The following is a 20,450-nucleotide window of genomic DNA, read 5'->3' on the forward strand; positions in this document are numbered from 1 at the left end:
TTGACCATCAGATTTTGATCACAATCTCATTAATTTGTTGTAAATAATGTAATTGCAGGAAATTGCGAGGTGTAGATCTCAATGATAAACTTCTTGATATCTTGCTTCGTATAATCCCAATGATATGGTTTGGGAGTTTCTACCAAGAGCCTTAAACTCTTGATTATGAAGTCTGTAACTTTATGCATAGCCTAGTAAAGGTAGAGACTCATGAATTACTTTGATTTACCCAAGATTGATCTACATTGCCACCTGGATGGTAGCGTTCGTCCGCAAACCATCCTTGACCTTGCCTGCGAGCAAAACCTGACTCTGCCTAGCGAAGATATTGCTGAAATCAAAGACATGATGGTTGCGCCAGAGACTTGTCCGAATCTGGATGAGTACCTGAAGCGATTCGAACTGCCGCTTTCTGTAATGCAGGAAGAAGAGGCGATTGAGCGTATCTCATTTGAAGTATTTGAAGATGCGGCTAAAGAAAACGTTAAATACCTGGAAGTACGCTTCGGCCCGCTACTGCACACTCAAAAAGGCCTGAACCTTGATCAGATCATCGGTAGTGTCGTGAAAGGCATGAAAAAGGCAGAAGAGCTGTACGACATTAAAGGTAACTACATTCTGTCTATTCTGCGTACCATGCCTAAAGATCAGATTAATGAGGTTATTGATGCCGGTGCGAAATACCTGAATGACGGTGTTGCTGCATTCGACCTGGCCGGTAGTGAAGTACCGGGATTTTGTCATGAATTCATCCCTTACGCGAAATACGCTATCGAGAAAGGCTACCGTGTAACCATTCACGCCGGTGAACAGGGTTCCGGTCAGAACGTTTACGACGCGGTTTCACTGCTGGGTGCTGAGCGTATCGGCCACGGTATTCACATCAAAGGCCATCAGCAGGCTTATGATCTGGTGAAGAGTGATGAGGTTGCGCTGGAAACCTGCCCTAGCAGCAACATTCAGACTAAAGCGGTTGATGATCTTGCCAGCCATCCGATCAAAGCATTCCATAAAGACGGCGTGCTGATCACAATCAACACGGATAACCGTACTGTTTCTAACACCACAATGACTGACGAAGTGCGTAAAGTGGTTGAAGAGTTTGAGCTGACTCGTGAAGATTACTTCGAAATCTACAAAGTGAGTATCGAGCACTCCTTTGCATCTGACGCAGTGAAGCAACACCTGCGCCAGTACGCTGAGTAATCGCAACTCTTAAACATTGCTGTCGGATATACCAAGGGGCTAAATGATATTTGGCCCCTTGTTTTTTTATGGCATTAGAGCAGACAATCTGTTTTGCCGTGACGTTATTGTTTGCAATCTTATTGGCTAAGTCACTTACATATCGTTTCAATGTTCATTTCGTTTGCCTGTTTTTGTTTTCGTTTATTTCACCTCTTCCTCTTTAATATGTGATCTTAACCGTTCCTCCTTCTTTGTTTTTCACGTATATTTCCTTTCGTTTCTTTGTGTGGTATTTCGATATCTTTCACTTGGTGTCGCGGAGGTAACCATGGCAACAAAAAATCATAAAAAAGCCCGTTTCCATATGATGGCAAAACCGACTAGCTACCGTTGTAATCTGAAATGTGACTATTGTTTTTATCTTGAAAAAGAAGAAATGGTGGATGCATCGGACGGTAAGAAAGCGGCATCCCCTGAGTCTTCAGCTCAAAAGCCTTCAGATCAGATGTCCGATGCGATGTTGAAACGTTATATCCGAGACTACATCCGCTCCCAGGATCGCGATGAGATAGATTTTGCCTGGCAGGGCGGCGAACCGACACTGGCCGGACTCGACTTTTACCGCAATGCGGTGAAGTACCAGAAGCAATACGCAGACGGTAAGACAATTACCAATAGCTTCCAGACCAATGCCGTGGCGATTAACCGCCAGTGGGCACAGTTCTTTGCTGATAATAATTTTCTTATCGGGGTGTCAGTCGATGGCGCAGCAGACGTTCATGACAAGTACCGGATCTCAGTGAATGGCAAGCCGACCTTTGAGCGGGTCAAGCATGCGATATCCCTGCTAAAGGAATTCAATGTTCAGTTTAATACTCTGACCGTTATCAACGATCAGAACTGGGATAAAGCCAGGGAAACTTATCACGCCCTTAAGGAACTCGGTTCCGAACATATGCAGTTTATTCCGATTGTTGAGGTTGAGCAGCGATGCCAGCAGAGTTCGACAGGCCATTATTCACCGACAGCAGATGCAACCCTTACTCACTTTTCTGTGCCGGCACAGGGATACGGTCAGTTCATGACCGAGATATTTGATGAGTGGATCAAAGAAGATGTCGGGCGCATTTTCATCCGCATGTTCGACAGCATTCTGGCGACCTGGATGGGATATCCCGCTTCGGTTTGTGTCCAGGCCAAAGAGTGTGGTCAGGCAATGGTGATTGAAGCTAACGGCGATCTATATTCCTGTGACCATTATGTCTACCCGGCTAACCGACTCGGCAATATTACCCAGACTGATATCGGAAAGCTGGCTACCAGCAAGCAGCAGCAACGCTTTGGCTCAGCAAAAGCGACGAAGCTTACCAGCCTGTGCCAGCAGTGCGAGGTTAATGTGCTGTGCAACGGCGGCTGCCCTAAACACCGGATTACCCCCATCGAAGGTGAGAAGTACAAACAGAATTACCTTTGTGCTTCTTACAAACGGATTTTTACGCATACCGCAACGGCTATGCACCTGATGGTGCAGGAGATCCAGCGCGGCGGCGTTGCGGCTAACGTCATGCCGATACTGGCAAACATGCGTTAAGTGGTTTTATTTGAAAAGGAGTGAACAATGAAACTGTCCTCAACAAAGAAGACGGTGTTGGCGGGCCTTGTGGCTTCTGCCTGTGCAATATCACCGGTAATGACGATGGCGGCAGAGAAAGTTGAACAGCCTAACGTCCTGCTGATCGTGATGGATGACCTGGGCTCGGCGCAGCTGGATTTTGCCCTTGAGCAGGTTGATAAGGACACATTGCTGAAACGTCCTGAGGCGGCTCGTTACGAAGGTGACTTTGCTAAACTTTATGATGCTGCTAAACGCTCTATGCCAAACATCACTAAGCTGGCTAACGAAGGCGTTCGGATGACGAATGCTTATGTGGCGACGCCTGTTTGCGGTCCTTCTCGCGCCGGTATGATGACCGGACGTTTCCCGCATAGTTTTGGTACTTACAGTAACGATGATGCCAAGCAGGGGATCCCTCTGGATATTAAACTGTTGCCGGCTTTATTTAATGAGAATGGTTACGCAACTGCGAATATCGGGAAATACCACAACGCGAAGGTGCATAAGGAATTTATTCCGAAAGATAAGCAGAGTCGTGACTACCACGATAACCAAATCTCTATTGCTGAGCCTGGTTATGGCCCGGAGGAACGTGGTTTTGATTATTCGTTCAGTTACTATGTATCGGGCGCTGCACTTTACAATTCACCGACAGTCTTCCGAAATGGTAAGCGTGTACCTGCACCCGGCTACCTGACTTATAACCTAACTGATGAAGCTATTCAGTTTATAGACAAAGCCAACGATAATCATAAGCCGTTCTTCATAAACCTCGCTTACAGTGTGCCGCATATTCCGCTGGAACAGCCGGCACCAGCCAAATTCATGGAGCGTTTTAACACCGGTAATGTTGAGGCCGATAAATACTACGCCCACGTGAATGCTTCGGATGAGGGAATAGGTAAGATCATCGAAAAGCTGAAAACCATGGGTGAGTATGAAAACACGATGATTTTCTTCCTGTCAGATAACGGTGCGGTGCATGAATCACCGATGCCGCAAAATGGTATGGATCGGGCCTTCAAGGGGCAGCGTTACCGCGGCGGTGTCCATGTGCCTTTCATTGCCCACTGGAAAGGGGTATTGCCTGAAAGTCAGGTGAATAACACCATGATTTCTGCCATGGATATTCTGCCAACGGCACTGGCTGCTGCAGGTATTGAAATTCCGGCGAAAATGAAAGTCGATGGCAAGGACATCATGCCGGTGCTGCAGGGTGAAAAGCAGGCGCCGCATAAATACCTGTACTGGGCCGGTCCTCGTGCCTTCCACTATGACTCACGCAATGTTGATTTCTGGAGTAACTACTGGAAGTGGATCACCTATGAAACCAATGAGTTCATTCCAAGCAAGTACATCGAAAAGCATTCGAAAGGTGAGTGGGCAATCAAAGATCAAAACTGGTCGTTGCACTATTACGACGATGGCAGCAAGGACTTTGAGCTTTATAACTACGCCAAAGACCCGGCTGAGTCAGTGAACCTGGCAGATAAATATCCTGAGAAGGTTAAAGAGCTGAAAACCGCTTTTTATGACTGGATAAAGGGTAAGCCGGCACCGGTAGCCTGGGGCCAGGACCGATACGAAATTCTTACTGAATCGGCCAGATAAACCATCATCAGGGCCTCAGCCGAGGCCTTTTTTTTTACATCTCTTTTTATCTCTCCAATATCAGAACAATTCTTGTGGGGAACGACTTATGCAAAAAGAAATCATCGCTCATCCTCGCCCGATAATCCCTTATGAACATCCAGATGCCGCTATGTACCTGCGGCTATGTAAAGAAAATATGATTCGGTTGCGTTACCGAAAAACACCTTATGGCAAACATGATGACGCGATTCGCGAAGCTTTCAATGATGACAACAATACATTGCTGGAATTGTGTGATCTGCTGGTTCGCTATGTTGCGGAAGCTTTCGAACACTACGCCGTGTGGGATTATACCCATGCTTATTATCCGGGGAGGCCAAGCCAGCAGACGGCAAGAACCGATGCGATGGAAGGAGTAAGCCGCGTCTTACCAACACTGGCGGCCTGGCTTCATGGTCGCACAGAGGAATCAATCCACCTGTACGGGATGAATAACGAAGTTATTGATGTACCAAAGATCTTGTGCTCCGCTTTTCTGGCTGGCACCAACCCTGCTCATCGTGGCTATTGGGGTGAGCTGCATGATTACGATCAGCGGATATGTGAAAGCGCCGATCTGGCTCTGGCACTATGGTTGAGTCGTGAGTGGGTCTGGGAGCTGTTGAATCCGGATGAGCAAGAGCAGGTGATTGCCTGGTTCAAACAGGTTAACCGTTTTGACACAGTTGATAACAACTGGCACCTGTTTTCGCTTACCGTGCAGTTGGTGATCAAGTCACTGACAGGTGAAGATACTGTTGCCCGTAATAAATACACCAGAATCAAGGAATTCTATGTCGGTGATGGCTGGTTCCGGGATGGCGCAAAGGGTAATTATGACTACTACAACGCCTGGGGCTTTTTCTATTCGCTCTATTGGCTGGATCAAATTGATCCTGACTTTGACCCTGTCTTTATTCGTGACAGCCTGAACTCTTTTGTCGAGAAATACCGTTATTTCTTTACTACCGAAGGGATTCCGTTTTTTGGTCGCAGCGTTTGTTATCGCTTGGCAACGGCAGCTCCTTTGCTGGCTGCGGTGGATTTACAGCTGCCGGCTATTTCTGCCGGACAGGCCAAACGCGCGTTCAAAACCAGCTTGCAATACTTTATCGGTCAGGGAGCCCTGCGTTACGGTGCACCGACTCAGGGAGTATTTAATGATGATACCCGGCTGGTGGACAATTACAGCGGTCCGGCCAGCAGCTTCTGGTCGTTGCGTGCTCTTAATATTGCGCTCTACAGTGCGGAGCGTAGTGGGCTATGGCAAGCCGATCAGGCTCCGCTGGAAGTTGAGAAAGGGGATTTCTCTTTTGATATTCCTGCGATTGAAGCGAGCGTTATCGGCACTTTCAAAACGAAAGAGGTCGTTGTGCTGTTCAGGAGCGACTATACCAGCCAGCAGTCACCGCTCTCTCGTCGTCTTGAGCATCAATCCTGGTCGAAAAAGATGGTAGAAGTCCTGCTGGGCAGGGCCGAAAGACCGAAAAATAACCTGCTTCGTAAGGGGAACACCTGTTATACATCGAAAATGTTTCATTTCTTCTAGTTTCGCAATCTTTCGCTTTGAAAGGCTTTATGTGATCCAGATCTTTTTCTTTGTCTTTGTTTTCGAATATGATTAAAGCGAAAGCTAACGAAGGTTTTGAGGTTTTATATGTTTCTGGTTTCTTCTCGCGAAATGCTCCACAAGGCGCAGATGGGTGGCTATGCCGTGCCTGCGTTCAATATTCACAATCTTGAAACGGTTCAGGTTGTGGTTGAAACGGCAGCCGAAATGGCATCACCTGTCATTCTGGCGGGTACGCCGGGTACGTTTTCCTATGCAGGAACTGATTATTTGGTCGGGATTTGTAAAGAGGCGGCGAAACGCTATGAAATGCCGATTGCTCTTCATCTGGACCACCATGAGTCATTTTCTGATATCCGCAATAAAGTTGAAGCCGGGATCAAGTCGGCGATGATTGACGGTTCACATTTGAACTTTGAAGACAACATTGAGTTGGTGAAGCAGGTTGTTTCTTTCTGCCACCGCTGGGACTGCTCGGTAGAAGCGGAGCTGGGTCGTCTGGGTGGTCAGGAAGATGATCTGATTGTTGACGCCAAAGATGCCATGTACACCGATCCTGAAGCGGCGGTTGAGTTTTTAAACCGCACTGGTATTGATTCGCTGGCGATTGCCATTGGTACCGCTCACGGTATGTACAAAGAAGAACCTCGTTTAGATTTCGATCGCCTAGGCATTATCCGCGGCAAGACAGATGTACCTTTGGTTCTGCATGGCGCATCCGGTGTTCCGGATGAAGATGTTCGTCGTTGCATTGAGTTAGGCATCACCAAAGTTAACGTGGCTACTGAGCTGAAGATCGCGTTTTCTGATGCAGTGAAGCAGTACTTTATTGAAAACCCGAAAGCCAATGACCCGCGTCATTACATCGTTCCGGGTAAACAGGCGATGAAGAAAGTGGTTCAGGAAAAAATTAACGTTTGTGGCAGTGAAGGCAAGCTGTGATCAGGAACGGAAGAAAATAATACCAGACAGATTTGTGCTTGGTTTGGTATAGAAGCACGTCCCCCAGTGCTTTGCTCCTGGCTATATCCGTTAATACACCCTCAGTTAGCGGATATAGCCATTTCCTTCTATCTATTTTCTTCTTTGCAGAGACCGACTACGGACAATAATTAAATGGCAACGCTCACAACAGCAAAACACAAGAAGGTCGCCATTATCGGCGAATGTATGATTGAGCTAAGCGGCAAACCTTTTGCAGCTCAGGCTCAGCATTTTGGCGGTGATACGTTAAATACGGCCGTTTACTTATCACGTCTGCTTCCTTCCCTGGGTCCGGGATATATCACAGCCATCGGTACTGATGCTTACAGCAAACATATGCTATCAGCATGGCAGGCTGAAGGTCTTGATACCGATATGGTGCTGGAAAATCCGGACAAGCTTCCCGGCATGTATGCGATTGAAATCGATGATGACGGGGAGCGCAGTTTTCATTACTGGCGCAGCGACTCAGCGGCCAGATACCTTTGTGAACACTCTCGCTTCAATGAATTGATCGAAGGACTCAAAGAATTTGACCTTGTTTATCTGTCGGGGATTTCCCTGGCGATATTGCCAGATAGCGGCAAGCTGAAATTGCTCGATATGTTGGCTGAACTGAAAGCTGCTGGCGTGCAGATTGCTGTGGATTCCAACTACCGCCCGCGTTTGTGGCGTAGCTCTACCCATGCCTGTGAATGGCTGGGGCGGCTTTACCATCTCAGTGATATCGCGTTAGTGACAGCTGAAGATGAAGATTTGCTGCTGGGAACCATGAACTCATCACCAGAAGTGATTGCACGACGTCTTCACTCGCTTGGTATTCGTCAGGTAGTGGTCAAGCTCGGTAGCAAGGGAGCAATGTGGTCTCAGTATGGCCATCAAGGTTTTGTCAGCGGTAACCGGGTTGAGACTGTGGTTGATACTACGGCTGCCGGAGATTCGTTCAATGCAGCCTGGCTGGCTGCATGGTGTACCGGAATGGAAATGGCGGAGTGTTGTCATTGGGGCAACAAGCTGGCGGCAACGGTGATCCAGCATAATGGGGCCATTATCCCGGTGCAAGAAACACGTTATATAACGGAATTAATGAGTGTTGAAGATGATGAATAAAGAGTGGGGTAAAACCCTTCGGGCACTGCGCGTAATGCCGGTGATCCAGATTGAAGATGCAAAAGATGCCGTGCAGCTGGCGCAGGTGCTGAATGACAATGGCCTGCCTGCGGCTGAGATTACCTTCCGTAGTGAGGCGGCGGCGGAGTCAATTCGCCTGATCCGAGAGGCATTCCCAGATCTGATTTTGTGTGCGGGAACCGTGTTGACACCGGCTCAGGCTGATCAGGCTGTTGAAGCCGGAGCTGACTTTATTGTCAGCCCGGGCTTGAACCCGACCACGGTGAAATACTGTCTGGAGAAAGGCATTAAGATCATTCCGGGCGTTAACAGTCCGAGTCAGGTAGAGCAGGCGCTTGAACTTGGTCTGACCGCACTGAAATTCTTCCCGGCGGAGGCTTCCGGCGGTATCAGCATGCTGAAATCACTGACAGGCCCTTACGGCAATATTCAGTTGATGCCAACCGGCGGAATTAAACCAGCAAACCTGATGGAATACCTGGCGATCCCTCAGGTCATCGCTTGTGGCGGAACCTGGATTGCACCGACTGCGGCTATTCGTGATAACGACTGGGAAACAATTGCCCGCAATGTACGCGAAACCTGTGAGCTGATTAAGGGGTAAGGAGGTCAGGATGACAGAAAAACATGTAGCGGTATTGCTGGCTGATGGCTTTGAAGAAGGCGAAGCAGTTGTTTTTATCGACATCATGCGCCGTTTGGATATTAAGGTCGATGTGTTGTCGTGTATGGAAACACCCGCATTGAACACCTATTTCGAAACGCGTATCACAGCCGACGATACCCTGAAAAATTGCTACGACAATACTTATGATGCGGTGATGATGCCGGGGGGCCCGAAAGGAACGGACAACCTTTGTGGAAATCCGATGGTGATCGATTTTCTTAAGCGCCATATCAGTGAAGATAAGTACATCTGTGCTTTGTGTTCTTCCGGTGCCAAAGTACTGGCTGCGCATAATCTGCTTGAAGGTCGTCGCTATACTACAGGTGGTGGTTTGCAGGAAAAATTCGCTGACGGCCAATTTGTTGATCAGAAAGTTGTTGTTGACGGTAACTTTATCAGCGGTAAAGGGCTGGGCGTTAGCTTTGAGTTTGCTTTTACTGTTGCTAAGCATTTGCTGGCGGATAATGTAGAGAAGGTCGACTGGCAGGCAAGCCATATCTACTTTGATCACTGGCCACTATAACCTCGACATTAATTCTTTTCTTAACGGGTAATTAAAAGGCAGGCGCTGATATCAGAGCCTGCCTTTTTCTTTATTGGACTAATTGATGTGGTCAGTCACAGGCAGAAATGCGGCACGCCAGGCCGTTGATGTCGAAGCTTCCGGCTTCGCCGAAACCTCTGCCATTATCTTCGATGGAAGTCAGAACGTTATAGTTCGACTCGAATACACCGCCAAGATTGGTTTCGCCTTGTTCCGGATACCACCAACTCAAATCCGCAATAGCGACGTTCATTGACAGCTTGCTGTCCAGCTGAAGTATCTGAGTGATGGCGCGGCCGTTGGGTGTTTCAATCTTCACTTTTTGCCCTTCAGACAGCCCCTGCTTTTCGGCAGTCTCCGGATGGAGGCTGACCAGCGGCTCAGGGTGAGCTTTACGCAGCTGCGCAATTTGCCGTCCGTGAGAGAACATATAGTGTTTGGCTTTGGCTGTTGTTAACGCCAGCGGAAAGTCCGGATCGGTTTTCATTTCAGGATGGAATACAGGCAGCGGCTCAGCCCCCATTTCTTCCAGCCGGCGGCTGAACAGTTCTACTTTGCCTGAACGGGTAGGGAAGCCATCGGTTAAGTACTTGCGAAACCGTTGTGGTGTTGCCGGAGGTGTGACGAGCTGTTTGGCTTTGACAGTGGCAAAGTCGAGTCCACCGATTGTCAGAAAACCGTTCCAGTATTCGTTTTCAGAATGAGGTTGCATGACCTCCATGGCTTCACCGATAGCAGCGATGATCTGATGATCAGGACGGCATTCACCAATTTGCGCGACTTTGGGCTGATAGCGTACTGAGCCGTCAAGCCCTTGGGCAATGGCTTCATATTCCATGAAGCTGGCTGCCGGGAAGACGATATCTGCCATCATCGCGGTCGGAGTCATGAACAGCTCAGAAACAGCAAGGAAGTCCAGCGATGACAACGCCTGATGGACGGCATGGCTATCGGGCCAGCTCAGCATCGGGTTAGCACCGACAACCAGTCCGGCTTTGATTGGGCTTTCTCTCTGGTCACCCTTACCTAAGATCGCTTTGGTAATGCCATGGCTGGTGGCGCGGAAGTACTCCGGCAATACCGGCGTACCGGCACTGGCTGCGCGTGATTCGGCCGACATTGCACTGACTTCTTTATCGTCATAAGGCCAGCGTCCGGAAACCAATGATGGCGCATGGCTTTGGAACTGACCGCCGGGTACGTCCAGGTTACCCGTTATCGCCATCAGCATGGCAATGGCGCGGTTGACCTGGAAGCTGTCACTGTTGTGGTCCAGGGCATTACCGGTAATGATCACCGCGGGTTTGGTGTTGGCATAAAGCCGGGCAGAGGAGCGGATCTGATCAATGTCGAGCTGCGCTTCCTGTGCTAATTGGGCAAGCTCATATTGTGCCAGGTGTTGGGTTAGTTGCTCGAAGCCTTCACACCACTGTTCAACGAATTCATGGTCATAAAGTTGCTCGTCAATAATAACCTTGAGCAGTGCTAGCGCCAGCGCCAAATCACTGCCCGGCTTCAGCGCCAGCCAGTGTTCTGCTTTTTTGGCATGTTTTGTTCGCTGCGGATCGATACAGATGGTTTTCGCTCCGGCATCCATGGCTGTTTTCAGCGTTTTGACATCACTGAATCGGGTTTTGTACTTATTGACGCCCCACAGCAGAATGCATTGTGTCTGCTCGTTGATATCGTGCGACGGGTAATAGCCAAGCGTATATTCGCGTCCGAGTTTGGTCGGTGCCCAGCAGACAGTTTCCGGGCCGACCACGTTGACGGTTTCCACCGCATTGGCAAGACGTAGCAACTGGGTATACATAAAGTCTTTGGAGTAGCCGTAAGCCATAAATACACTGTTCGGCCCCCATTGCTGTTGGGATTTCGCGAACTGTTCTGCGGTGTAAGTGATGGCTTCTTCCCAGCTGATAGCCTGCCACTGTCCTTCACCGCGTTTGCCTGTTCGTTTTAGTGGTTGAGTCAGGCGATCCGGGTGGTTCATCAGATCAATGCTGTGCATGCCTTTGCGGCAGAGTTGTCCGCCAGAGACAGCATCACTGCGATCGCCTTTGGCACTGATGGTGCCATCCGGGTTGGTGATAACCCGGATCCTGCAGCCGCTGCCGCACAGGGCGCAGCTGGTTGTGATTGTTTCAGCCGGAAGTGGTTGAAAGCTTGATTGACTGAACATCAATACCTCAATGAAAAGTTTCTGTCGTTACTCGTATCAGGCTTCGGCATCTTGTGGAACACCAGATTCTTGTTGTTTATGGCTGACTTCTGTCGCTTCGCCTCTGATCAGGGTGCGCCCCATGGCGACCAGTAACAACGAAACCAATGGCGTCAGCCAGACATACACGGCGTACTGGGCATAGACCAGCGGGCTGACGCCGAGGGTTGCGGTCATAAAGGCGCCGGCGGTTGTCCATGGCAGCAGCATACCTGAGGTCATGGCCCCTTCACCTAGCAGGCGGCTGAGCATTTCCGGCTTAAAGCCGCGATCGGCATACACGCCTTTGTACAGCGAGCCGTTGAGGATCATCGACAGGTACACTTCACTGGTGGCGACGTTAGCAAGCACACAGGTACACAGTGTGGTTAACACCAGGCTGAAATCGCTTTTGATCCGTGGCAGGATTTTTTCCAGCAGAACGCCAAGGAATCCGGCTTTTTCAAGCAGGCCACCCATACAAAGGGCAATAAATGCCAGCGAGAAGGTCCACATCATGCTCTGGATACCGCCGCGCATCAAGAGCTTATCGGCTAGTTCTGAACCGGTTGAATCGGTAAAGCCGTAATTCAGAGCAGCAAACACTTCAGTCACGCTGTTCTGCTGCCACAGGCCTGCGACAAGCGCACCGACAACCACACCGCAGAAAAGGGCGATTTGAGACGGGATTTTTGCGAAAGTCAGTGCTAATGTCACCACAATTGGCGCAAGAACGATTAAGTTCATGTCGAAAGTCTGGCTGAGCGTGGTTTGCAGTTCACCGATATGGCCGGTGCCGCCGGTTTCAGTGCCGACAAAGAAAGCCCCCATGAAGTAATAGGCAACCGTAGAAAGCACCAGCACGATCTTGTTGACCTTATTCAGGGCTTTCAGGTGATTGCTGACACTGGTTCCGACTGTTGCGGAAGCCAGAATTGTCACGTCAGAGACCGGGGACAGGTTCACCCCGAACACACCGCCGGAGATGATCATACCGGCAATAATCGGTAGCGGAACACCAAGGCCGATCCCCATACCGATCAGCGCAACACCAATTGTTGATGCTGCCCCCCAGTTTGTCCCGGTGGCATAAGTGATACCGCAGCACACCAGAAAACCCGCAGGCAGAAAGAGTTCGGGTGAAACCATATCCAGACCATAGTAAATAAGGGAAGGAATGGTGCCAGCCAGGATCCAGACCCCGATGATCATCCCGATAAGAAGAAACGAGAACATGGCCCCGGTGGCATTTTTCAGGCTGTCGCCCATCACTTCTATTTGTTGTTCCAGGTTAAATCCGCAACGCCAGCAAAACAGCATGGCAAGAACTACAGAGCCGATTAATAAAATGTGCACATCAAGGCTAAATACCATGATGCCAATAATTAACGATAAGGTAATAAAAGAGAGCAGGAAGGCGGCTTCGCTGAAATAAGGTAAGCGAATGCCCTCTCTCTGCCCGATAGCAGAAGATGTATTTTCCACAGGCGTATTCCATTAAAAGTGTGGGATAAGAAGAAAGAGGGATTGTAAATGTTGCATGAAAATTGACTGTGACTTAAGTCATTGTTCTAAATGGACTTGGTGGCCTTTTTACTGTTTGTTTCAGTGTTTTGTGGTCTTGGTTCCAACGTATTGTATTTATTGATTAATTTTATGATAAGTCTGAGCTGTTTCTGTGGGGGAGCTACGATATTGAATACGTAGATGAAGGCGAGGGCTGCTTATGGATAATTAATTTAGTTAATAATCTTTTTAATAAAAAGTTTATTAGCATGACTGAGACAGAGTATCGAAAGTTATTTATTTTACTGAAGGTTATTTTCTTCCCACATTAAATACTGGTTTATGCTTAATAACAATTAATTCTTAATTGAGTGAGGGATGAAATGCAGCAATTAGCTGATGATTTATGGATATTTGAAGGAGAGACCGTTACTTTCTACCATTGCCCATTTACTACCAGGATGACGGTTATAAGGTTGCCAAACGGTGACTTATGGCTGCACAGCCCGATAGCGTATTCATTTTATCTGGCGGAACAACTGGCGATTTTAGGAACTGTTCGGTATCTGGTAGCGCCGAATCACCTTCATCATCTTTATTTGACCGATTGGGTTAAGCATTATCCCGATGCGCATCTTTTTGGTACTGATGAAGTGGTTAGGAAACGTGCTGATCTGCAGTTTGCTGACTCGCTTAATGTTGCTAAGGCGTGGCCATGGAATGAAGAAATAGATCAGGTTCTGGTGTCCGGATCATCTTTAATGCAGGAATGTGTGTTTTTTCATCGAGCATCAGAAACAGTGATCATGACTGATCTTATCGAGAATTTCCCCCAGAATCACTTTAAAGGCTGGCGCAAGTTATTGTGCAACTGGGCTGGCATAATTGCTCCTAACGGTAAAACACCAATTGACTGGCGGCTGAGCTTTAAGAAAGAAGTGGTAAGAGAGCATATCCGTACTATTCGGGGCTGGGAGCCTGAACGGATTGTGATGGCGCATGGTGAAATTATCGAAGAGGATGCCGAAGCGTTTCTGCAACGCTCCTTTAAGTGGGTAGGGGAGTGATAAGCCGTTTACTGCTTTTAATAATGGTACTTGAACATAGATTTGAGAGAGAGGCAGATATTTACACTGCCTTTTTATATTTTTTGTACCTTTTTATCTTTCTTTTACTTATGGTCTTTTATTTTGACGGTACTTTGTTATTTAAGTGGAGATTAATTTACAGTCCTCACCAAACGTGATCTGTTTAGAAAATTAATAGTCGAACTCTTCATTTTGTGAGATATCATCCATCCGATTGTTCATAATACTTAGTTGAAATTTCAGGCTCTGCATGAAAATAAAGCTTGAATTCGCGAAGAACTATGGAATTTTCATGAACGAAAAAGAGAAGATGTTATCTGGCCTGATGTATCAGAGTTGGGATACAGAACTAATAGAAGAGCGTCTTAATGCTAAAAAATTGTGTTTTAAGATTAATCAAACCTGCCCGACGGAAAAAGAACTGCGGCAGACGTTGATCAATGAACTTCTGGGACAGGAAACGGATGCCTGGATAGAATCACCTTTTAACTGTGATTACGGCTATAACATTAAAGTTGGTAAAGGTTTTTATGCTAACCATGGCTGTACAATTCTGGACTGCGCTCCTATTACGATAGGAGATAACTGTCTGTTGGCTCCGGGAGTGGTTATTGCAACTGCGGGACATCCGCTAGATCCCGTAGAGCGAGCTACGGGCGAAGAGTTTGCTAAGCCCATAACCATTGGCAATGATGTGTGGTTTGGGGCCAATGTAACAGTATGTCCGGGAGTTACTATTGGCGATAATGTTGTAGTTGGCGCTGGCAGTGTCGTCGTTAAGAACTTGCCTGCAAATACCATTTGTGCCGGCTCTCCGGCTAAGCCAATTCGTACCCTGGATATTCAATAAAGCTGGTAAATTTAGGTGCTGCCGTTTGTTATTCCCAGCGGCATCTTTTTAGTATTTGAAATTTTCCATTCAATATCCCCCCATAAATCGAAATAACGATAAATATTTATATTATTTGCTATAAGCGGTATTTATGGGCTCGTGCATGCATTTTGTATTATTCACCTTGTTTATTATACTTTCGAAATGATTGTAGTGTACTGTTTTTGTAAGATATCTTTGTGTCTTCATGTGGCTTGCACTGTTTTGCTTCAAACATGGTGGAATTAAATTGGTGCAATGAATTTATATTTGGTTCTCTTATCTCGTCGGATCTGATCATATTAAATTCTGATATATGGTACGCCACCTAATTAATACAACAATGCGAACACAAACATGATGAATTTAGCCGCTGCTTTACAGCGAAACGCAAAATGTAAGCCTAATAAGGTTGCATTGATTTGTGGCGACGTCCAATTTACTTATGCCGAGTTTGATCATATCGCCAGCCAGGTAGCCGGAGCGTTAATTGCTTCAGGTATCCAGCCGGGCGATCGTGTGGCGTTGAGCTGCCCGAACATTCCTTTCTTTCCGTTTATCTATTACGGCATTCAAAAAGCAGGCGGTGTAGTTGTTCCCCTGAACGTGCTTTTTAAAGAGCGTGAGATTAAATACCACTTGGAAGATTCCGGTGCCAAGTTCTTCTTCTGTTTTGAAGGAACAGCTGAATTGCCGATGGCGGAAGCTGGAATTGCAGCCTTCGAACAGGTTGAACAGTGTGAGCACATGGCGGTGATTACCCGTGATCCTAAGCTGCTTGCTTTTAACGGGATGCCGACACTCAGCGCATTGATCCACAGTGCAGAACCGGTGCAGGACTATGTTGCCCGTCAGGCCGATGATACTGCAGTTGTTTTGTATACCTCGGGAACAACAGGCGAACCGAAAGGAGCGATGCTGACCCAGGGCAATATGGTGTGCAATGCGATGGTGGCTAGCAATTTAATGGCTGGTAACGGAAATGATGTACACCTTGCGGTACTGCCCCTGTTCCATTCTTTTGGTCAGACAGTACATATGAATACAGCGATCTTGTCAGGTGCGACATTACTGTTGATCCCGAGGTTTGAGCCACAGCAGGTTCTGGGGGAAATAGAAAAACACCACGCCACGATTTTTGCCGGCGTGCCGACTATGTATATCGGTTTGCTGCAGGCTAAGGCTAAGGCTGCTTCCAGTGGCGAACAAAGCTATGACATCTCTTCTCTGCGGCTGGCCATCAGTGGTGGCGCGCCACTGCCTGCTGAAGTTATTCATTCCTTTGAGTCACAATTTAACATTCCAATCCTGGAAGGCTACGGCTTGTCTGAAACCAGCCCGGTGGCCTGCTTCCATCATCTTGATGCCGAACGTGTGACGGGCTCGGTAGGCCAGCCAGTGCAGGGCGTTGAGATCCGTGTTGTCGATGAGAAGGGTGAGCCGGTCGAAATTGGAAGAGATGGTGAAGTGATTATTCGTGGTCACAATGTAATGAAGGGCTACCTGAACCGTCCGGAAGAAACGGCACTAGCGCTGAAAGATGGCTGGTTGCATACCGGTGATATTGGCCAGTTTGATCAGGCTGGTAATTTATACGTGGTTGATCGAATCAAAGACATGGTTATTCGTGCCGGTTTCAATGTTTATCCACGTGAAATCGAAGATGTCTTGATGACACATCCGGGCGTTGCTATGGCAGCGGTTATTGGTATTCCAGACTCGAAAGTCGGTGAGGAGATCAAGGCTTACGTTGTGCTGAAAGAAAGTAGTGATGGTGCCGCACAGCCTGATGAGCAATGCCTGATTGAATGGAGTAAAACCCAGCTAGCTTCGTACAAGTATCCGCGTCATATCGAATTTCGTCAGCATCTGCCTATCAGTGCGACTGGAAAGATATTGAAAAGAGAGTTAAAGGCTGAGCTGGTATAAACCGGCTCTAAACTCGTTTCTCGTTTAATTAAGTGGGCGCTATAGTTGGCGCCTTAAACGGTTTTGTTATGAACAAGAAATCAGCTTTGTTTACCAATAAGCGCTTTTTTCCTTATTTTTGCACACAGGCTCTTGGTGCTTTTAATGACAATGTATTTAAGAACGTATTGTTACTATTGGTAGCCTTCGCCGCACCAGGTTCTTTATTAATTGATAGTAACCTGATCATTAACTTGGCGGCGGGACTGTTTATTTTGCCGTTTTTTCTTTTTTCAGCCAGTGCTGGTTTGCTTGCTGATAAATATGAAAAGTCCTGGTTGATCCGCCGTGTCAAGTTGGTTGAAATCGGAATCATGTTGATGGCGGCATTGGCACTGTTGACGGAAAGCTATTCGGCACTGTTGCTGCTGCTTTTTTTCATGGGGATGCAATCGGCGTTTTTCGGCCCGGTCAAATATGCGCTGTTGCCGCAGCACCTGAAAGATAACGAGTTGTTGCCGGGTAATGCGTTGGTTGAAGCAGGAACTTTCCTGGCGATTTTATTCGGTACACTGTTGGCCGGTGTTATCGCTGATCAACCTAATGCTAATGTTATTGCTGCTGCGGCTGTCGTTGTGTTTGCGGTACTTGGCTATATTGCTTCGCGCTCGATCCCTGAAGCTCCTGGCTGTGATCCGTCAATTCAGTTCAGCTGGCGTCCGGTTAAGCACACCGGGCAGGCTATTCGTGCAGTGAAAGAGAACAAAACCGTATACCAGTCTATTTTGGCTATCAGCTGGTTCTGGTTCCTTGGTGCCAGCTACCTGACGCAGTTTGCCCAGTTTACTAAGCTGCACCTTGGCGGGAGTGCCAGTGCGGTTTCGGTATTGCTGGCTCTTTTTTCGGTTGGTATCGCTTTGGGGTCTATGCTGTGTGATCGTTTGTCCGGTCACCGTATTGAGCCGGGTATGGTGCCATTAGGTAGCCTTGGGCTGACGATCTTCGGTGCTGATCTATTGTTCGCTGTGCCGTCAACCGTTCTTGCTTACAGCGATATAATCAGTTTTATTAGTCACCCTGAACTGTTACGTGTGTTTATCGATCTGATGTTGATTGGGGTTTCTGGCGGTATTTTCATCGTACCTCTGTATGCGATGATGCAGAAGCGGGCGAAGAAGCAATTGCTGGCGCAAACTATTGCTGTTAATAACATCATGAATGCGATTTTTATGGTGGCCAGTGCCATTATCGGTATGGTGCTGTTGGGTGCGGCGGGGATGTCGATTCCACAGTTCTTCTTCATGCTGGCGGTTATGAATGTATTTTCAGCGTTCTATCTGTTCCGCAAGGTGCCGGAATTTCCTCAGCGCTTTATTGCTTGCGTGACAGGAAAACGAGCTGATTACTGTAACGACTGACGCTTGAATTAGTATATTCTGCTTATAGAAAAGTGGCACTTCCCTTTCAGTCAGGAGATAAGGGAAGTGCCATTTTTGTTTTGTTATTCAGTTTGGTATTAGGCGTGCAGCTATGTTACGAAAGATTTTTGTGTATGGTTTAAAAAAGTTTGATTTTAGTATTGCATCAATAGTGAATTCGAATAAAATGAACGCTGTTTTTTTAATTTAAATTAGTGGTAGATATGAAAAAGGTAATAATCGCGTTTCTTTTGAGTAATGCGGCGTTTGCTCATGCCAGCAATTCATTTGATAACATTCGTTTTGGTGTTCAGGGTACTCAGGTAAAATCTAACAGTTTTGGTTCATACTTTGGTGAGAGATATAATCCTTCTGAAAGTAAAGATCTTGGTGGTTTTTATTTTAGCGGTTCACTAGATTTTGGGAACAATCTATACACAAGTATTGATTTGACTAGTGTAACGCGAGCAAGTACAGATTTGGATAATCATTTTATTGGATTAGGTCATCATCACGATTTTGGATTCAACTCATTTTATGTAACTGCTGGCGCTAATAAGGTTAAAACCGTGAGGCATCATAGCAGTAATCAAGAGTCTAAATTTAATGAAGTGGCGCTTGGTTTCGAGGCTGGAGCTAAATTTCAGTTATCGTCATTTTATGCAATTCAGCCGCAATACCGGATATCTTTTTTTGATAAAGGAGAAATGCATGATTATCGATTGAATAACGAAATAATGCTTACAGACCTGTTTTCTTTAGAAGCGAGTGTTGGTTACAACAAGTTTCGTGATGCTGAGCAATTTAATTGGCAGGGTGGTGTGAAATTCTCCTTCTGAGGACATAAGAGACGACATAGTGAGGTAGGTGAATACTCACTATGTCGATGTATAAAGTTTGAATCTGATATCGAAGGTTTAAATTGAGGCAATAAAACGTCCAGGTGTTTGGTTGGTATGCTTCAAAAAAAAAGCAATAAATGCACTGCTGCTAGAAAACTCGAGTTGTTGCGCGATGTTATTAACTGAATGCTTCTCTGTCAGTAATTCCATTCCCCAGCCACAAACACTTCTGTTTCCGGAAAAAATGCATACCATGCAAACCAGTACAACATCGTCGAGGCTAGCTGGTTGCCGGATTGGTCGGTGATCAGAGCGGACTGGTTTTGCCTATCCCAGTGAATGGTCAGTTGTTGTCCTTCAAATTCATAGGTGAATTTTTCCTTATTGTGTTTGTAAAGCTCCGATAGTGGAAAGGCAATTTGTCCCATCTTACCTTTGAACCCTAATACAGTCTCTTTTGTTGCGTAATCACTCGGCGCTTTATTCGCTACAGGGAAGAATAGTCGAGGAGAGCGGCTGTAGCCAGCGTATGGGTCTTGCGAGTAGTTTCGGAAATATCCGGTTCGTTCTGATAGCACGAGGGTGTCTGGGTGATCAGAGAGCCACTTAGTCCATCGGGTTAAACGTAAAGGATACTGGGTGAGGGATTGTCCAGCGGCTTTCCCGCTTATAGCCCTACCACGGATTTGTGACCATAGGGATTCGGTTTGGTGATCATACATAAGTACATCTGAGTTATAGAGAAGGCCAGAAACCCCGAAAGTCAGTGTTTGATTTCCTACTTTAGCGAGAAAAGCCATTCCAGAACCACAGAGTGGACAATAGCTGATAATGAATTTTCGCCCATCGATGTGGTCGTTGACGATTTCGTGCCAATTGAGGATCTTGATGGGATAGGCTCGGCTTTGTCCATTCATTGTTAGGCCAAGAATGACATCATGGCTTTTGAGGAATTTAGCTTTACTTCCCTCGATAAAGCGGGGTTGAAGTATTGCCGGAATACCGTCTTTACCCGGCCCGCCAGATAAAATTTCTTCTGCCGGTACAGTGAGCCGATCAAGATTAAAACCGTTAAGCGATGCGGCATGCATGCTTAACGGTAGAGTGAAGATAAGTCCGTAGCAAAGAATTAACAACAGCTTCATTGATCCCCCTATCGCGCTTAAAGAATAAGACCGAGGCTCAATGAAGATCTTTCAAGAAAAATTGGGTCATGACGCCAACTTGTTGAACTAACATCTGTAGAACTCACGCTCAATGAATGTGCCAATTACCTTGTCATGCAT

The 20,450-nt window shown here is 47.0% G+C and carries 15 protein-coding genes, 1 pseudogene and 1 riboswitch; of the genes and pseudogenes, 13 read left to right on the top strand and 3 right to left on the bottom strand.

Features of this window, described 5'->3' with window-relative positions; all coding sequences use genetic code 11:
* Positions 1-86 precede the first annotated feature (86 nt).
* Positions 87-186, top strand: a riboswitch (purine riboswitch).
* 24 nt (positions 187-210) lie between these two features.
* The 8 genes from add to Q0852_RS10080 all read left to right on the top strand — a co-directional run bounded on the left by add (position 211) and on the right by Q0852_RS10080 (position 9,310).
* Positions 211-1,206, top strand: coding sequence for an adenosine deaminase (gene add / locus Q0852_RS10045; RefSeq protein WP_299017880.1), 996 nt, complete (start codon positions 211-213; stop codon positions 1,204-1,206).
* 310 nt (positions 1,207-1,516) lie between these two features.
* Positions 1,517-2,779, top strand: a complete 1,263-nt coding sequence (locus tag Q0852_RS10050) for an anaerobic sulfatase maturase (RefSeq protein ID WP_299017881.1) — start codon at positions 1,517-1,519, stop codon at positions 2,777-2,779.
* Positions 2,780-2,806: 27 nt separating this feature from the next.
* The gene (locus Q0852_RS10055) at positions 2,807-4,414 is read left to right on the top strand and encodes a sulfatase-like hydrolase/transferase (protein ID WP_299017883.1); all 1,608 of its coding nucleotides are present in this window, start codon (positions 2,807-2,809) and stop codon (positions 4,412-4,414) included.
* Positions 4,415-4,502: 88 nt separating this feature from the next.
* The gene (locus tag Q0852_RS10060) at positions 4,503-5,984 is read left to right on the top strand and encodes a DUF2264 domain-containing protein (RefSeq protein ID WP_299017884.1); all 1,482 of its coding nucleotides are present in this window, start codon (positions 4,503-4,505) and stop codon (positions 5,982-5,984) included.
* Between the two features lie 108 nt (positions 5,985-6,092).
* Positions 6,093-6,947 carry a tagatose bisphosphate family class II aldolase gene (locus tag Q0852_RS10065; RefSeq protein WP_299017886.1) on the top strand — a complete coding sequence of 285 codons (855 nt, stop codon included), beginning with the start codon at positions 6,093-6,095 and terminating at the stop codon, positions 6,945-6,947.
* A gap of 174 nt (positions 6,948-7,121) precedes the next feature.
* The gene (locus Q0852_RS10070) at positions 7,122-8,099 is read left to right on the top strand and encodes a sugar kinase (RefSeq protein WP_299017888.1); all 978 of its coding nucleotides are present in this window, start codon (positions 7,122-7,124) and stop codon (positions 8,097-8,099) included.
* Entirely contained in the window at positions 8,092-8,724 is a 633-nt protein-coding gene (locus Q0852_RS10075; RefSeq protein WP_299017905.1) for a bifunctional 4-hydroxy-2-oxoglutarate aldolase/2-dehydro-3-deoxy-phosphogluconate aldolase, read from the top strand. The genes Q0852_RS10070 and Q0852_RS10075 overlap by 8 nt, the downstream gene beginning before the upstream one ends.
* Before the next feature lie 10 nt (positions 8,725-8,734).
* A complete protein-coding gene (locus Q0852_RS10080) occupies positions 8,735-9,310 on the top strand; it encodes a DJ-1/PfpI family protein (protein ID WP_299017890.1) in 576 nt (191 codons plus the stop codon).
* A 91-nt stretch (positions 9,311-9,401) separates the two neighbouring features.
* On the opposite strand, the gene Q0852_RS10085 is transcribed toward Q0852_RS10080, so the two are convergent.
* Positions 9,402-11,513: a molybdopterin-dependent oxidoreductase gene (locus tag Q0852_RS10085; protein ID WP_299017892.1), complete on the bottom strand. Its 2,112-nt coding sequence runs from the start codon at positions 11,511-11,513 to the stop codon at positions 9,402-9,404.
* 36 nt (positions 11,514-11,549) lie between these two features.
* On the bottom strand, positions 11,550-13,016 hold the full coding sequence (locus tag Q0852_RS10090; RefSeq protein ID WP_299017894.1) for a Na+/H+ antiporter NhaC family protein: 1,467 nt from the start codon (positions 13,014-13,016) through the stop codon (positions 11,550-11,552).
* A gap of 404 nt (positions 13,017-13,420) precedes the next feature.
* Between Q0852_RS10090 and Q0852_RS10095 the strand changes: the two genes are divergently transcribed.
* From Q0852_RS10095 to Q0852_RS10115, 5 genes and pseudogenes are all read left to right on the top strand, one after another.
* Entirely contained in the window at positions 13,421-14,104 is a 684-nt protein-coding gene (locus Q0852_RS10095) for a DUF4336 domain-containing protein (RefSeq protein WP_299017896.1), read from the top strand.
* Between the two features lie 313 nt (positions 14,105-14,417).
* On the top strand, positions 14,418-14,975 hold the full coding sequence (locus Q0852_RS10100; RefSeq protein ID WP_299017897.1) for a sugar O-acetyltransferase: 558 nt from the start codon (positions 14,418-14,420) through the stop codon (positions 14,973-14,975).
* Between the two features lie 378 nt (positions 14,976-15,353).
* Positions 15,354-16,925: a long-chain fatty acid--CoA ligase gene (locus Q0852_RS10105; protein ID WP_299017898.1), complete on the top strand. Its 1,572-nt coding sequence runs from the start codon at positions 15,354-15,356 to the stop codon at positions 16,923-16,925.
* A 68-nt stretch (positions 16,926-16,993) separates the two neighbouring features.
* Positions 16,994-18,280 (top strand): annotated as a pseudogene (locus Q0852_RS10110) (MFS transporter); the annotation flags it as partial.
* A gap of 266 nt (positions 18,281-18,546) precedes the next feature.
* The gene (locus Q0852_RS10115; protein ID WP_299017899.1) at positions 18,547-19,161 is read left to right on the top strand and encodes a hypothetical protein; all 615 of its coding nucleotides are present in this window, start codon (positions 18,547-18,549) and stop codon (positions 19,159-19,161) included.
* 200 nt (positions 19,162-19,361) lie between these two features.
* Here Q0852_RS10115 and Q0852_RS10120 read toward each other — a convergent pair whose 3' ends face one another.
* Entirely contained in the window at positions 19,362-20,309 is a 948-nt protein-coding gene (locus tag Q0852_RS10120; protein WP_299017900.1) for a DUF3179 domain-containing protein, read from the bottom strand.
* Positions 20,310-20,450 lie beyond the last annotated feature (141 nt).

This window comes from uncultured Photobacterium sp., assembly GCF_947502415.1.
In the GTDB taxonomy this organism is placed as follows: Bacteria; Pseudomonadota; Gammaproteobacteria; order Enterobacterales; family Vibrionaceae; genus Photobacterium.

What these genes read in the sequence shown, in the direction of transcription:
- add (WP_299017880.1), top strand. Translation starts at nt 211, where the DNA reads ATGAATTACTTTGATTTACCCAAGATTGATCTACATTGCCACCTGGAT.
- Q0852_RS10050 (WP_299017881.1), top strand. Translation starts at nt 1,517, where the DNA reads ATGGCAACAAAAAATCATAAAAAAGCCCGTTTCCATATGATGGCAAAA.
- Q0852_RS10055 (WP_299017883.1), top strand. Translation starts at nt 2,807, where the DNA reads ATGAAACTGTCCTCAACAAAGAAGACGGTGTTGGCGGGCCTTGTGGCT.
- Q0852_RS10060 (WP_299017884.1), top strand. Translation starts at nt 4,503, where the DNA reads ATGCAAAAAGAAATCATCGCTCATCCTCGCCCGATAATCCCTTATGAA.
- Q0852_RS10065 (WP_299017886.1), top strand. Translation starts at nt 6,093, where the DNA reads ATGTTTCTGGTTTCTTCTCGCGAAATGCTCCACAAGGCGCAGATGGGT.
- Q0852_RS10070 (WP_299017888.1), top strand. Translation starts at nt 7,122, where the DNA reads ATGGCAACGCTCACAACAGCAAAACACAAGAAGGTCGCCATTATCGGC.
- Q0852_RS10075 (WP_299017905.1), top strand. Translation starts at nt 8,092, where the DNA reads ATGAATAAAGAGTGGGGTAAAACCCTTCGGGCACTGCGCGTAATGCCG.
- Q0852_RS10080 (WP_299017890.1), top strand. Translation starts at nt 8,735, where the DNA reads ATGACAGAAAAACATGTAGCGGTATTGCTGGCTGATGGCTTTGAAGAA.
- Q0852_RS10085 (WP_299017892.1), bottom strand. Translation starts at nt 11,513, where the DNA reads ATGTTCAGTCAATCAAGCTTTCAACCACTTCCGGCTGAAACAATCACA.
- Q0852_RS10095 (WP_299017896.1), top strand. Translation starts at nt 13,421, where the DNA reads ATGCAGCAATTAGCTGATGATTTATGGATATTTGAAGGAGAGACCGTT.
- Q0852_RS10100 (WP_299017897.1), top strand. Translation starts at nt 14,418, where the DNA reads ATGAACGAAAAAGAGAAGATGTTATCTGGCCTGATGTATCAGAGTTGG.
- Q0852_RS10105 (WP_299017898.1), top strand. Translation starts at nt 15,354, where the DNA reads ATGATGAATTTAGCCGCTGCTTTACAGCGAAACGCAAAATGTAAGCCT.
- Q0852_RS10115 (WP_299017899.1), top strand. Translation starts at nt 18,547, where the DNA reads ATGAAAAAGGTAATAATCGCGTTTCTTTTGAGTAATGCGGCGTTTGCT.
- Q0852_RS10120 (WP_299017900.1), bottom strand. Translation starts at nt 20,309, where the DNA reads ATGAAGCTGTTGTTAATTCTTTGCTACGGACTTATCTTCACTCTACCG.